Origin of the sequence: Candidatus Njordibacter sp. Uisw_039, assembly GCF_047730075.1 — a bacterium.
In the GTDB taxonomy this organism is placed as follows: Bacteria; Pseudomonadota; Gammaproteobacteria; order Pseudomonadales; family Balneatricaceae; genus Njordibacter.
This window is the reverse complement of sequence record NZ_CP159831.1, coordinates 652,300-666,207: the sequence shown is the minus strand read 5'-3', so window position 1 is coordinate 666,207 and position 13,908 is coordinate 652,300. Positions and strand designations below refer to the sequence as shown.

At 45.2% G+C, this 13,908-nt stretch carries 12 protein-coding genes; 2 read left to right on the top strand and 10 right to left on the bottom strand.

What is annotated here, in order from left to right:
• Nucleotides 1-3: 3 nt before the first annotated feature.
• The 6 genes from ABXT70_RS03160 to ABXT70_RS03135 all read right to left on the bottom strand — a co-directional run bounded on the left by ABXT70_RS03160 (nucleotide 4) and on the right by ABXT70_RS03135 (nucleotide 7,186).
• Nucleotides 4-819 (bottom strand): ABC transporter ATP-binding protein, encoded by an 816-nt coding sequence (locus tag ABXT70_RS03160; RefSeq protein WP_443641733.1) that lies wholly within the window; start codon nucleotides 817-819, stop codon nucleotides 4-6.
• Between the two features lie 105 nt (nucleotides 820-924).
• Complete coding sequence (locus ABXT70_RS03155; RefSeq protein WP_443641732.1) at nucleotides 925-2,208, bottom strand: ABC transporter substrate-binding protein; 1,284 nt, start codon at nucleotides 2,206-2,208, stop codon at nucleotides 925-927.
• A 104-nt stretch (nucleotides 2,209-2,312) separates the two neighbouring features.
• Complete coding sequence (locus tag ABXT70_RS03150) at nucleotides 2,313-3,389, bottom strand: branched-chain amino acid ABC transporter permease (RefSeq protein ID WP_443641731.1); 1,077 nt, start codon at nucleotides 3,387-3,389, stop codon at nucleotides 2,313-2,315.
• A 3-nt stretch (nucleotides 3,390-3,392) separates the two neighbouring features.
• Nucleotides 3,393-4,394 carry a branched-chain amino acid ABC transporter permease gene (locus tag ABXT70_RS03145; RefSeq protein ID WP_443641729.1) on the bottom strand — a complete coding sequence of 334 codons (1,002 nt, stop codon included), beginning with the start codon at nucleotides 4,392-4,394 and terminating at the stop codon, nucleotides 3,393-3,395.
• Nucleotides 4,395-4,405: 11 nt separating this feature from the next.
• Nucleotides 4,406-5,203 (bottom strand): ABC transporter ATP-binding protein, encoded by a 798-nt coding sequence (locus ABXT70_RS03140; protein WP_443641728.1) that lies wholly within the window; start codon nucleotides 5,201-5,203, stop codon nucleotides 4,406-4,408.
• A gap of 3 nt (nucleotides 5,204-5,206) precedes the next feature.
• On the bottom strand, nucleotides 5,207-7,186 hold the full coding sequence (locus ABXT70_RS03135; protein ID WP_443641727.1) for an AMP-binding protein: 1,980 nt from the start codon (nucleotides 7,184-7,186) through the stop codon (nucleotides 5,207-5,209).
• A gap of 208 nt (nucleotides 7,187-7,394) precedes the next feature.
• Between ABXT70_RS03135 and ABXT70_RS03130 the strand changes: the two genes are divergently transcribed.
• Nucleotides 7,395-10,940: a hybrid sensor histidine kinase/response regulator gene (locus ABXT70_RS03130; protein ID WP_443641726.1), complete on the top strand. Its 3,546-nt coding sequence runs from the start codon at nucleotides 7,395-7,397 to the stop codon at nucleotides 10,938-10,940.
• A gap of 38 nt (nucleotides 10,941-10,978) precedes the next feature.
• Here the strand turns inward: ABXT70_RS03130 and ABXT70_RS03125 are convergent, their stop codons facing one another.
• From ABXT70_RS03125 to ABXT70_RS03115, 3 genes are read right to left on the bottom strand one after another with little or no spacing between them, the layout of a single operon-like run.
• Nucleotides 10,979-11,626, bottom strand: coding sequence for a response regulator (locus tag ABXT70_RS03125; protein WP_443641725.1), 648 nt, complete (start codon nucleotides 11,624-11,626; stop codon nucleotides 10,979-10,981).
• 35 nt (nucleotides 11,627-11,661) lie between these two features.
• A complete protein-coding gene (locus ABXT70_RS03120; RefSeq protein ID WP_443641724.1) occupies nucleotides 11,662-12,012 on the bottom strand; it encodes a hypothetical protein in 351 nt (116 codons plus the stop codon).
• Between the two features lie 46 nt (nucleotides 12,013-12,058).
• Complete coding sequence (locus ABXT70_RS03115) at nucleotides 12,059-12,208, bottom strand: hypothetical protein (RefSeq protein WP_443641723.1); 150 nt, start codon at nucleotides 12,206-12,208, stop codon at nucleotides 12,059-12,061.
• Nucleotides 12,209-12,270: 62 nt separating this feature from the next.
• Here ABXT70_RS03115 and ABXT70_RS03110 point away from each other — a divergent pair, with 62 nt between their 5' ends.
• Complete coding sequence (locus ABXT70_RS03110) at nucleotides 12,271-13,251, top strand: threonine ammonia-lyase (protein ID WP_443641722.1); 981 nt, start codon at nucleotides 12,271-12,273, stop codon at nucleotides 13,249-13,251.
• Between the two features lie 2 nt (nucleotides 13,252-13,253).
• On the opposite strand, the gene ABXT70_RS03105 is transcribed toward ABXT70_RS03110, so the two are convergent.
• Nucleotides 13,254-13,820: a glycine zipper 2TM domain-containing protein gene (locus ABXT70_RS03105; RefSeq protein WP_443641721.1), complete on the bottom strand. Its 567-nt coding sequence runs from the start codon at nucleotides 13,818-13,820 to the stop codon at nucleotides 13,254-13,256.
• Nucleotides 13,821-13,908 lie beyond the last annotated feature (88 nt).

Genomic DNA, 13,908 nt, shown 5'->3' with positions numbered 1-13,908 from the left:
TAATTAAGCCAACCAACGCTTGCGGCGTCGATACTGCTTCACATCACGGAAACTCTTCTTTTCACCATCACTTACACCTAAGTAGAATTCTTTAACGTCTTCGTTTTCACGTAAGTCGCTGGCTTTGCCATCCATCACTACCCGGCCATTTTCCATAATATAGCCATAAGTGGCGTAACGCAGTGCCACTGCGGTGTTTTGCTCGGCCAACAAAAAGGTTACACCCTGCTCTTCGTTAAGTTTTTTAACAATTTCGAAAATCTCTTCCACCAACTGAGGCGCTAAACCCATAGATGGCTCATCCAGCAAAATCATGTGGGGATTGGCCATTAAAGCACGGCCAATGGCACACATTTGTTGCTCACCACCAGAGGTGTAACCGGCCTGACTTTTACGTCGCTCTTTTAAACGTGGAAAGTACTCATATACCAAATCTAAACTTTCTTGCACACTACGTCGACCATCGCGGCGAGTGTATGCCCCTACCAGCAAGTTTTCTTCAATGGTTAGGTGCTCAAAACAATGGCGACCTTCCATCACCTGCACTACACCCATCTCAACTAAATCAGCAGGGTTGCTCGCATTAATATCTTGGCCTTCAAATTCAATAGTGCCCTTGGTCACGACCCCGCGCTCGGAAGCCAATAAATTAGAGATCGCTTTAATGGTGGTAGATTTACCAGCGCCGTTGGCGCCAAGCAAGGCCACAATGCCTTTTTCATGCACTTCTAAAGATACGCCCTTCAAAACCAATATCACGTGGTCATAAATGACCTCGATATTGTTGATGGCCAGTATCGGTGCTTTTCCTGTGGTCATGATTTTATCCTATCACCAGCAAAACAATCTGTTTTAGTGAAAATTAAAAGTCGAGGCACCCGTTTAAAACGGGCACCTCGCTTAGTTAAGAAATTAACTTAACTCTTAACAGTCACGCGGAGTGATGTTGTTTTCTGCAGCGTAAGCTTCAGCATCCGCTTTAATTAGCGGCGCGATTAGCTCCATATCAGGCGCTTCAAAACCACTAATCATGTTCCATGACTGGGTGTTACCGTCCCACTCTTGGATTATTGCCATGCCATTACCACCATGGTTTTCACAAGTCACAGCAAACTCAGGACCAAAGCCTGTCATACCATTACGAGCATAAGCGGCGTTGTCCATGTTGAGTGAATCCAAACCATCACGCATCATGGCTGCGGTAATGTCTGCCACTCCATGGATGCTTTGGGCGTTGCGGACAGCTTCTGCTGCGACCATACCAGCATATAGACCACGGTTATAAATAACCGAACCTACATTAGCACCGGTACCTGCGGCCAAACCTTTGTCGATAACGTGCTTTTGCAAATCGTCGTAGATCGCGAAGTCACTACCAACCACACTGAAGTTCGCCGCTTTATAGCCATGGGATGCCATGCCTGGAAGAACGTCTATCTCAGTACCTGACCACCAAATGCCATAGAAGTTCTCCATTGGGAAGCGAATATTAGATGCTTCTTGCATAGCTACTTGGTTCATCACGCCCCAACCCCACATTAGTAGGAAATCTGGGCGTTCACGACGAATTTGTAACCATTGTGACTTTTGCTCTTGACCTGGGTGATCTACTGGCAATAATGTCAGCGCAAAACCATGCTTTTCAGCCAAAGCTTCCAAGGTACGAATAGGCTCTTTACCATAACCAGAGTTATGATAAAGCAAGGCAACACTCTTGCCTTTAAGGCTGCCGTCATTATTATCAAGGATATGGTTGATAATGCGACTAGCACCGGCCCAATAGTTAGTAGGGAAGTTAAATACCCATGGAAATACTGTGCCATCAGATGCAGCAGTACGGCCATAGCCAGAAGTCAAAATAGGAATGCCATCAGCTGTAGCTTTGGGGATTAACTGGTAGGTCATGCCCGTTGAAAGAGGCTGGTACAACAATGCACCATCGTTTTTAGTGGCTTCATAACATTCAACACCTTTGGGTGTAGAAAAACCAGTTTCACACTCTTCAAGGACAACTTTGGCGCCACCGATGCCTCCATCGCGTTCATTCATTAAGGTAAAGAAGTCAGCGTAACCATCAGCAAACGGCGCACCACCGGCCGCGTATGGGCCTGTACGGTAGCTTAATGAAGGGAACATTAGATCGGCTGCTACGGGCACCGATACAGCAATAGTAGCTAAGGCCACAGTAGCTAGTTTAGTAAATTTCATGTCGTCATCCTCCTAAGGTTTCGACTTATTTTTATTGTGCTCAAATGAGCATGAAGTAACACTAGGTTGGTTACATTAGGCCTAAGAGGTTTAATGTAACCAACCTAGTGTGGGAACGGCCAAAGCCGTAATTTCTCTTTTAAAACGCGAGCCATTTGTGCCAGCCCGTGAGGTTCTACAATAAGGAATAATAAGATGAGGCCACCGACAATGATGTACTCAAAATGAGCTGCCAAATCCGTAGGCCAACCCATACCACCGACCAATACATTCTTTAGTAAGACGGGCATTAGCACCATAAATGCTGCACCCACGAAACTACCAAAGATTGAACCGAGGCCACCTATGATGATCATAAACAACACAGAAAAAGACACGCTAATACCAAAGGTATCGGTCACTTCTGCTGCACCAAAATAAACAGAAAACAACAAAGCACCTGAGATGCCCACAAAGAAAGACGACACAGCAAAAGCTGAGAGCTTAGCCATCAACGGATTGACACCAATGATCTCGGCTGCAATGTCCATATCTCGAATAGCCATCCAGCTTCGCCCCAGACGTCCACGGGTGAGATTGCGTGCAACCCAAGCTACACCTACAGCAAAGATTAAACAGAACAAATAAGCCGCAACCGGAGTTGCATGGGGCCCGGTAACGATAACGCCAAACAACTCACGCTCTGGCGCGCTGATTTGACCAGACGATGAGTTGTTATAAAACCAAGGCACTTTATTCAGTAACCATACCAAGAAGAACTGTGCTGCCAGAGTGGCTACAGCAAGGTAGAAACCTTTAATTCGCAAACTAGGCAAACCAAACAAGGCCCCTACTGCTGCGGTTATTAACCCCGATAGCAGGATGACGCTAACCATGTCCATACCTGGAAATGCAGTCATCAACTTATAGGTGGCGTAAGCGCCTACGGCCATAAATCCACCAGTACCTAAGGATAACTGGCCGCAATAACCTACCAAAATATTAAGCCCTAGGGCAGCAATAGACCAGACTAAAAAAGGAATCATCACGGCATTGGCGGTATAGTCCGTAAGAAACATGGGGATGACAATGAAGGCCACCAACATCACAAAATAATAGCGCCAGCGGTCAAACTTGATAGGAAAGGTTTGGCTGTCTTTTTGGTAAGTCTTTTTAAAATCACCAGATTCGCGATAAAACATCTGTTACACCCTTTCTATAATCTTTTCGCCAAATAACCCTTGTGGTCTAAACACAAGGAACATCAGAGCCAGCACATAAGCAAACCAGTTTTCCGTGGCTCCACCAACTAATGGGCCAATGGTATACTCAAATAATTTCTCGCCTACACCAATAATCAAACCACCGATAATAGCGCCTGGGATGGAGGTAAAACCACCCAATATTAATACCGGCAAAGCTTTTAAGGCGATTAGAGAAAGTGAGAACTGCACACCAGATTTAGCACCCCACATAATACCTGCGACTAAAGCCACAAAACCCGCTATAGACCAAACAATCACCCAGATGGTGCGCAGGGAAATACCCACAGACAAGGCAGCCTGATGGTCATCTGCCACTGCTCGTAGGGCACGTCCAGTGGTGGTGTATTGGCTAAATATCGTTAATGAAACCACTAACACTATGGCTACTAAGCTGGCCACCATATCGAGTTTGTCGAGGTACATACCGTAATACTGCTCGCCTTCTGCGGCCCAACCTAAGGTGAACTCCTCTAACCAAAGCGAGCCGCCAGAGGGCAACCCCACATCCAAGGTTTTAATGTCACTGCCCCACATGATGTCGCCAAAACCTTCCATAAAGTAAGCTAACCCAATGGTGGCCATAAACAAAATAATAGGCTCTTGGTTAACTAAGTGATGCAATATGTAACGTTCTACGATAATGGCAAACACCACCATCACACCTATCGTTAAAGCAATAGCTAATACTGTAGGCACCTGCCATCCAAAGTGATGCACATTGGTGCCAAAAATGGCATTAATAAGGTGCGCAAAAGGTATTTGTCCAGTTTGAATACCCACCAATGTAAGGGCAGCAAATAACGCCATTACCCCTTGCGCATAGTTAAAAATTCCAGAGGCCTTAAAAATCAGCACAAAGCCAAGGGCCACCAAAGAATACATCACACCCGCCATTAGGCCGTTGAGTATCACTTCGATGGTATATAAAAAATCAGCACTCATACATAATCCCTTTAATGACTCACGCCAAGATAGGCATCAATTACAGTTTGATCGTTACGCACCACTTCTGGGGTGCCATCACCAATTTTTCGGCCATAATCTAACACTACTACACGGTCTGCTATGTCCATCACTACACCCATGTCATGTTCAATGAGGGCAATGGTGGTGCCAAAAGTGTCGTTGACGTCTAAGATAAAGCGGCACATGTCCTCTTTTTCCTCTACGTTCATACCCGCCATGGGTTCATCAAGTAACAGCATTTTTGGTTGTGCAGCTAAGGCACGACCCAACTCAACACGCTTTTGTAAACCGTAAGGCAAGCGCCCCACAGGGGTTTTACGAATCGCTTGAATCTCTAAAAAATCAATAATGTGCTCAACAAACTCACGGTTTTCAATTTCTTCTTGTTCTGCCGGGCCTTTCCACAGAGCTTGCCACAAAATATTTTTATGCATGTGGGTAAAGCGCCCAGTCATAATGTTGTCCAACACACTCATGCCTTTAAACAAGGCAATGTTTTGGAAGGTGCGCGCAATGCCTTGGTAAGCAATTTGATAAGGCTTCATGGAATGACGCTGCTTACCGTCAAACCAAATTTCGCCTTGTTGGGGGTGATAGAAGCCGTTGATGACATTAAGCAAGGAGCTTTTACCAGCTCCATTGGGACCAATGATGGCGCGGACTTCGCCTTCCATGACGTCAAAGCTAATATTGCTGATGGCTTTGACACCACCAAAAGACAAGTCAATATTCTTTAGCTCTAGCAGTTTTGAGGCCGCTTCCATTCGTTGTAATGGTTCAGTCATGGCTCAGCTCACTTGGGCTACTGGGTTATAAGTTTTGGCATCATGGATACTGATGTCACCGGAAATCTTACCAACGCGACCATCTTCAAAAGCCACTTCGGTTTCAATAAAACATTGAGTTTTACCTTCATACAGGGCATCAATCAGCACCTTGTAACGGTCGTTAATAAGCTTGCGCTTGACCTTTTTTGTGCGGGTTAATTCACCGTCATCAGCGTCCAGCTCTTTGTGTAAAATCAGGAAGCGGCTAATTTGTGAATGGGCCAACATTTCGTCGTCCAGCAAAGATTTATTCACCTCAGAAACGCTTTGGGCAACCATTTTGTTAACTTCAGGGTGTGCGGCTAGTTCTTGATAAGACGCATAGGCTATGTTGTTTCTTTCGGCCCAGTTACCCACCGCACTTAAATCTATATTGATGAAGACCATGCAGTCATCACGACCATCACCAAAGGTTACGGCTTCTTGAATATGAGGGAAAAATTTGAGTTTATTTTCAATGTATTTAGGTGCGAACATCTTGCCGCTATTAAAAGTTCCCACATCTTTGGCTCGATCGATAATGCGCAAGTGGCCATTTGGAGTCATAAAGCCAGCATCACCTGTGTGCACCCAACCTTCAGACGTTTTCGTGGATGCTGTAGATTCAGGGTTTTTAAAATAACTGTGAAAAGCACCCGGACTGCGATAGATTACTTCGCCATTATCAGCAATTTTCAGCTCAACACCTGGACTTGGAGTGCCCACTGTGTCTGGGAAAACCTCTCCATCCGGCTGCACTGTAATAAACACTGATGATTCAGTTTGGCCATAAAGCTGCTTAATGTTGATGCCTAAGGACCGGTAGAAATCAAAAATCTCACCACCAATGGCTTCGCCTGCGGTATAGGCTAAACGCACACGGCCCATACCCAAGGCATCTTTAAGGGGCGCATACACCAAGGCATTACCTAGGGCGTATTTAATACGATCGAGAATGCTCACTGGCTTATTTTCTAATAATTTAATACCCGTTTCCTTAGCCACTTGCATAAAATATTTGAACATTGTGCGTTTAAATGGCGCTGCATCTTCCATGCGTATCTGCACGTTAGTCAATAAGCTTTCAAACACCCTAGGTGGGGCGAAATAGTAGGTAGGGCCAATTTCGCGCATGTCTGCAGCTACAGTCTCAGAACTTTCTGCACAGTTAACACAAAAACCCAGGGCATAAGATTGGGCATAAGAGAAGATGTGGTCGCCAATCCAGGCCACGGGCAAATAGGCTAGTATTTCTTCGTTTTCAGTAAGGCCTTCAAGCAAACCGCCATAGTAGCCTGTGAGCAGGGTGTTATCGTAGGTCAACACCACGCCCTTAGGCTTGCCAGTGGTACCCGAGGTATAAAGGATAATAGATATATCCTCCCCCTTACCTTTACTAACAAGATCTTGGAATTGGTTAGGATTCTTTTTCCGAATCGCTTCACCTTGTTCTTGTATAGTAACAAAATCTTGGATTTCGACTACTTCTGGGTCATAACCCTTCATACCTCTAGGGTCATCATAAATGACCAACTCCACTGCTGGGCAACGATCTTTCACATCTAAAATTTTATCTACTTGTTCTTGGTCTTCAGCCACGATCACTCGAGCTTCAGAATGCTCAATCACAAATTGCATCTCACTTGCTACCGAATCATGGTAAGTAGGCACAGGCACAGCGCCTAGAGATTGCACAGCACACATAGTCCAATAAGTGCGCGGGCGATTGCCACTCACAATCAATACGACATCACCAGCTTTAACGCCGTTAGCTTGCAAACCAAGGGCAAACCGCTCAACTTCGTCTGCCACCTGGCTCCAAGTCCATGACTGCCAAATGCCAAATTCTTTTTCACGCATGGCGTCTTTATCAGTGAACATGCGCGCATTGTGCTGCAATAGCTTGGGGAAGGTATCTAGTCCCGGTGCCGGATAAGCCGGTTTTTGCGAGCTGGGGGTCATAATAGACTCTGCTTTAGAATATACTTGTTTTTTATAAGGTAACCTCAGACAGGCCTTGCTGCTATTAGATATATGTCGGTTCATATACTTATGTCTAAGTTGATGAATTGTAATTTGAGGTGACCAGTTGGCAGTTTTAAACCTACCAATGACCGACTACCATTGACCGTGCTACCCTAGCGAACACTTATATTTGAGCCCCCTATTTATGTTCAGCAGCAGCTCACTCTTACTTATCTCTTTGGCTTACTTTGCCCTACTGCTTGGTGTAGCAAAGCTGGGAGATAAACTTCTGTCATTTAGGGCTTATGCAAACCAACACCTTCAGGCCATTATCTACAGCCTATCCTTGGGCGTTTTTTTAACCTCTTGGACATTTTATGGTTCTGTGGGCAGAGCTTCCACGTCGGGATTGGACTACTTGGGCGCCTATATTGGTCCAATACTTTTATTCCTGCTGGGTCATCGCGTCATTTACAAAATAGTGCTTATTGCCCAGCATGAAAATATTGGTTCTATTTCTGATTTTATTTCCTCCCGTTATGGTAAAAGTAGGCGGCTCGCAGTCATTGTTACCCTCATAGCCACTTTGGGGCTACTGCCCTACATTGCCCTACAACTTAAAGCGATTGATCTAAGCTATGCGGTACTAACGGCCCAAGATGGTTTACGTGAGTCCCAGGCAGATATTTCGGTATTAATGATTGCCATTCTAATTGGTATTTTTAGTATTTTATTTGGCGCACGCCAAGTTGACACATCAGCCCATAACCCAGGAATGGTATTAGCTATTGCAGTAGAATCCCTCGTTAAGCTCATTGCTTTTGTGACCATCGGATTGTTTGCAACTTATGTCATTAACAATGGGTTTGGTGACGTTTTTAGTCAATTAGAGCAACAAAAAGACCGCAGTAGTTTGTCATCATTCAATCCATTTAGTACCAGCTTCCTTATTGAAATCTTGTTAGGTGTCATTGCTGTGATTTGTCTACCCCGTCAATTTCATATGTTGGCAGTAGAAAATACTAATGCAGAACATATCACCACTGCAAGGTGGTTATTTCCTCTTTATATGATCAGCATGTGTGTGTTTATGATTCCTATTGCTTGGGCTGGCAGTCAGGCTTTAGCTGGAACCGCCACTAATGCAGATTTGTATTCTTTGATGATGCCTATGGCTGAGGGGCAAACTGGCCTCGCTATCTTGGCATATATTGGTGGTGTTTCTGCCGCCATGGGTATGGTCGCCGTGTCTACCATAGCCATAAGCACCATGCTTACTAATGACATTATCATGCCATTTATATTACATGTACGCGCAGTTGATGTGTCACAAAACAAAAACTTGGGTCGTCTACTGCTCAATTTAAGGCGCTTGAGTATTTTTGCTGTATTACTCCTAGCCTACGGTTATTATTTACTCATCGACAGTGGCACGGCTCTGGTGTCTATTGGTTTGTCGGCATTTGTAGCCGTTGCGCAATTTGGTCCACCCTTGTTTGGTGGAATTTTCTGGCGCGGAGGTCATGTGCGTGGCGCCACTGTGGGTTTACTAGCTGGCTTTACTGCTTGGATATATTGTTTATTGTTACCCAACCTGACTGGATTGTTTCACCTCTCTGGCAACATTATCAGCCATGGCCCCTTTGGTATCGAATGGCTGAGGCCTACAGCACTGTTTGGTTTACAGCTGGACCCTATCTCCCACGCAACCATTATTAGTTTAAGCCTTAACGTGGTGTTCTATATCATCGTTTCTAAGTTTAGTACGCCTAGGCTAATTGATCGCATACAAGCCGACTTGTTCGTTGACACCTTATCTCAGTCTGCGCTTATTGAAAGTCAGCGCCATCATAGCGGCCTTTCAGTCGATGATTTGTTCACCTTGCTCGAACGCTTTTTGGGCTACCGAGCCACCATGGAATCGTTAAAACAGCTGGCTATTCGAGAACCTCACTTAGACTTACATAAAAATGCACCCATCAATGCCCAACTTATCCGCCACTTTGAACGCACTCTAAGCGGTATTATTGGTACCTCTTCTGCAAGAGCTGTGGTGGAATCTAGTCTCACCCAAAAAGATGTGCATTTAAGTGATGTGGTGTCCATCGTGGGCGAAGCGGCCAAGGCTGTAAGTTTTAACCGAGGTCTGCTGCAAGCAACTATTGATAATGTGAGCCAAGGCATCACTGTAATTGATAAAGACCTCAACCTTGTGATGTGGAATAAACGGTATTTAGAACTATTTGATTTTCCTAAAGGCACCGTCAAGGTAGGCACCCCCATTGAAGAAATTATCCACCTGAGCGCCCTACAAGGTGAATACGGTGCCATCGATCCTGCTCAAATTGTTAAACTGCGCATAGCGATGATTATGCGTGGAGAACAGCATCGTAGTATTCGTTACCGCGAAGATGGCACTGTGATCGAAGTACAGGGCCACGCTATGCCCGATGGTGGTTATGTTAATACCTATGTGGATATAAGCGAACAGCACCATGCCGAGTTAGCGCTAAGAGAAAGTGAAAAAGACCTCATTGAAGCCAACGAAAACTTAGAAAAACGAGTTAATGATCGTACTGACACGCTGTCACAGGTCAACCTTGAATTACAACAGGCTAAGGCCCAAGCCGACGCGAATCATCAAAGCAAAACCCACTTTTTAGCGGCCGCTAGCCACGACTTAATGCAACCTTTAAACGCCGCAAAACTATTTTCTACGGCACTGGCACAGCGCCAATCAGATTTACAAGAAGACCCTCAAAGCCAACAACTTTCGCAACATTTAGATGCGTCTTTGGCTAATGCTGAACAGTTAATTAGTGATTTGATTGAAATCTCTAAGCTAGATGGTGGTGGCACGGAGCCCCAGCTACAACACTTTTGCGCAGCTCAGCTACTGCAACAACTTGCCACAGAATTTACCGTAGTGTGTCAACAAAAGGATTTAGCTTTTCATTTTCAATGCAGCCAAGCAACACTTTATAGCGACCCTAAGATGTTGCGCCGTGTGTTGCAAAACTTCCTAACCAATGCCGTGCGTTACACCGAAAAAGGCAAGGTAATGCTGGGCTGTAGAAGATTAGAGCAGGGCTTAGAAATACAAGTATGGGACACTGGTTTTGGCATACCCGAAAACCGCATAGATGACATATTTATTGAGTTTAAGCGCCTAGAAACCGGCCCCCATGCCCAGCAAAAGGGTATTGGTTTAGGTTTAGCTATTGCCCAACGGACAGCAGGCGCGTTATCCCACCAGTTGCGGGTTGTTTCCAATTATGGGCGTGGCTCTATGTTCTCAATTCTGGTTCCGTGGGGCAATTCTGCACTCAAACAAATACAAGATACCCTTATCGAGTCACCAACAACCCACTATCAACTCAATGGCTTTAAAGTCTTAGTCATCGACAATGAAGTGACCATTCAGCAAGGCATGCAATCTATGTTAGGTTTATGGGGTTGTGATGTTCATTGCGTAGCAAGTGCAGAACAGGGTCTCGACTTCATTGCCACAATGCCTGCTGAAACTTGGCCACAACTAATATTGGCAGATTACCATTTAGACCAAGGCCTTTTAGGCACGGACGCCATCGCAGAAATTAGACAGGCAATGGATCAAGATACCCCTGCCATCGTGATTACTGCAGATCGTAGTAATGAGATGAAACATCTCATTAAAGAATCAGGTTTTGGTTTAGTGCAAAAACCACTCAAGCCTGCGGTATTGCGCAAGCTTATTAATCGCTTGCTTTAGCAGATGTCAGCCAAAGGCCTTAGGCAAACCGAGCTAGCTTAGATAGATTGATGGTGTGGATCTTCCACTTTTAACCGATTGAAAAATATAACCGCTTGGGTGCGATTAGTGACACCCAATTTACGGAAAATTTCAGTCACATGGGCCCTCACAGTAGCATCTGTCACCGACAATTCTGATGCAATTTGTTTGTTGTACAACCCTTCGCCAATCATTGTTAATACACGCAATTGTTGTGGCGTTAACGAAGCTATGCGTTCTGCAGTTTGCTCGTCTCCGAGCCCTACTGCAACCGCGGGCAAGTTAGCAGGAATCCAAACTTGGCCTTGCACAACAGCATCAATAGCCACTGCAATATCTTCATTTGAGGACGATTTAGGTAAGAAACCACTCGCACCTAGAGCCACAGCTTTATGTATGACACTTGAATGATCATTGCCCGACACGATCATAATGGGCACCTCTGGAAAGTGCTCGTTTACCTGCACTAACCCCGTAAACCCATGGGCCTCTGGAATATGTAAATCGAGCAAAAGAAGGTCTACTTCTATGCCTGTTTTCAACAAACTCAAGAGCTCTGGCAAGCTACCCACTTCCGAAATTTGTGCACCTGAAAAGCGTTGCCGCAACGTATGAGCCATAGCAGTACGAAATAAAGGATGGTCATCGGCAATAATAAACTGCATGGTTAGGCTTCCTTAATACAATACCGGCTAAGCTATTAAGCCCAAACCCAACGCAAGGGCTCACCAAAATCGTCGTATATCCACTTTTTGGTGGGTCGACGGTTGGTCTTGAGGGGGGCTGGTTTAGATTGACGACGCTCTTCTTTACGCTTTTCAATAGCCTCAACTTGAGAAGATAGTAACGTACGTGTTTGCGCCTGACTAGCTACAGCGGGACGTTGCTGATTAAAGCAGCCATTTACTAGCGCCGTTTCGCCTTGCTCTACTTGCTCTACACTCCCGCCACGCGCCAAAAAGTGTGCTACATCTTGGGCTAACTCTTGTTTAACCTGATGTTTATTAGGTGGTAACCTAAGTCGTGATTTTGGACGGCTGGTCAGTGTCATAAGGCGACGGCAAATAGAAACGCAATCAACTATGATAACACAGGTTTTATTTTGAGGTACGTAGCAAGGTTACGCCCGCCTGCAAAGGCAAGGTCATACCGTGACCATTATCAATCTCACACGCTACATTTATTGGCGGAGGCTTAGGCAGTTGAATATAATGGTGATTGCCAAGGGGAGGAGCTTTTGCAGTCATGGAGCATCTGAGGTGCTATTATTTGTTGTTTAAACAGTCAAAAAAAACAGGTATTCCCCTTTATGACTTCGCTTGCAATAAATTATCAAAACATTATCACTGCTAGCCAGCGTATCAAAGGCCACGCAGTGATGACGCCTTTGCTTGAATCGTCCATGCTGAATCAACAACTAGGTGGACGAGTGTTATTCAAAGCTGAAAACCTACAACGCACTGGTTCGTTCAAGTTTCGTGGCGCCTTCAACAAACTTAGTAAACTTGCCCAGACCAAGCAACTTAAGGGCGTGGTTGCTTATTCATCAGGTAACCACGCTCAGGGCGTAGCCGCGGCAGCGGCACATTTTGGTGTGCCTGCCACCATTATCATGCCTGCTGACGCACCACAGATTAAAATTGCCAATACTAAAGCTCTTGGCGGTAAGGTGGTGCTATACAATCGCAACACCGAAAACCGAGAAGCTATCGGTCAACAACTAGCACAACAGCATAATCTAACACTCATTCCACCCTATAATGATGCAGACATCATGGCTGGCCAAGGTACTCTAGGTCTAGAAGCTGCCCATCAACTAGAAGCGCTAGGTTTAGTGCCAGACCAAGCTATTAGCCCCATTGGTGGTGGTGGTTTGATTACGGGTAGCGCCACGGCACTCAAACATCACTTCCCAGATGTCACCTTTTGGGGCGCAGAACCTGAAGGCCATAACGATGCCGCACGATCTATATCTGCTGGCCAGCGCCTGGCCAACAAAAACCCACCCATTTCTATCTGTGATGCCATAGTGACGCCCATGGTGGGTGAGCTCACTTTTCCAATAATGCAGCATTATTTGGCTGGAGCTAAAGCGGTAAGTGACCAATACGTATTGGCAGCTATGGCTATTTGTATGCAGCAATTAAAGCTTGTAGTGGAACCTGGAGGATGTGTAGGCTTAGCAGCCATCTTAGATAAGAGCTTAAAGGTAAAAGGTAAAACCACATTAGTAATTTTGTCTGGTGGCAATGCAGACCCAGCCATGCTGGGTCTAGCATTAAAAAAGTAGGGTTATTCGGCAGGCGTTATATCAACATTTACGCTCAAAAACTCACCTGTAGTGTAGGGAATAGTGGTGGTCATTTGCCATACATTGCCACCAAACTCGATGTAGGTTTTGTAGCCAGTCACTTGGCTCACAGAGCGCTGCTGCATCACTACATCACATACTTCTTGTTGTTTATGACCCACGATAACTTGCTTACTTTTACCTTTTTTATTTGCCATGTCTGCACCGGCAATGGCTCCAAGCAGTGTGGCTGCATCTTTACCCTTACCGCCTCCAACTGCGTTGCCCAATAAGCCACCAAAGATAGCGCTGGCCACAACGTCGGCAGTGGAGGCTTGTTGACCACCAGCTTGAGTGCCATAAATAGGAATTTGTTCTACTCTACACGATTTAATAGGCACTTCTTTATATACCTGAGAAATAATTTCGTCGGATTCTTGTAATACTTTAACCAGCATAGTTTGGGCTTGAGCGCCGCTAGCTAACGTCAAACCAACTGCAGCTAAAGTAAGCTTTAGAGTAAGCTGTTTAGTGACCGTTTGGATGGCTTTTGGGATCATGTTTTTCATGGGATTTTCCTTAACAATAACACTACGATTCCTTTATGTAGACTAACATAATACCAATTAATTCCCCTAACGTGTGTCAAACTAGGTA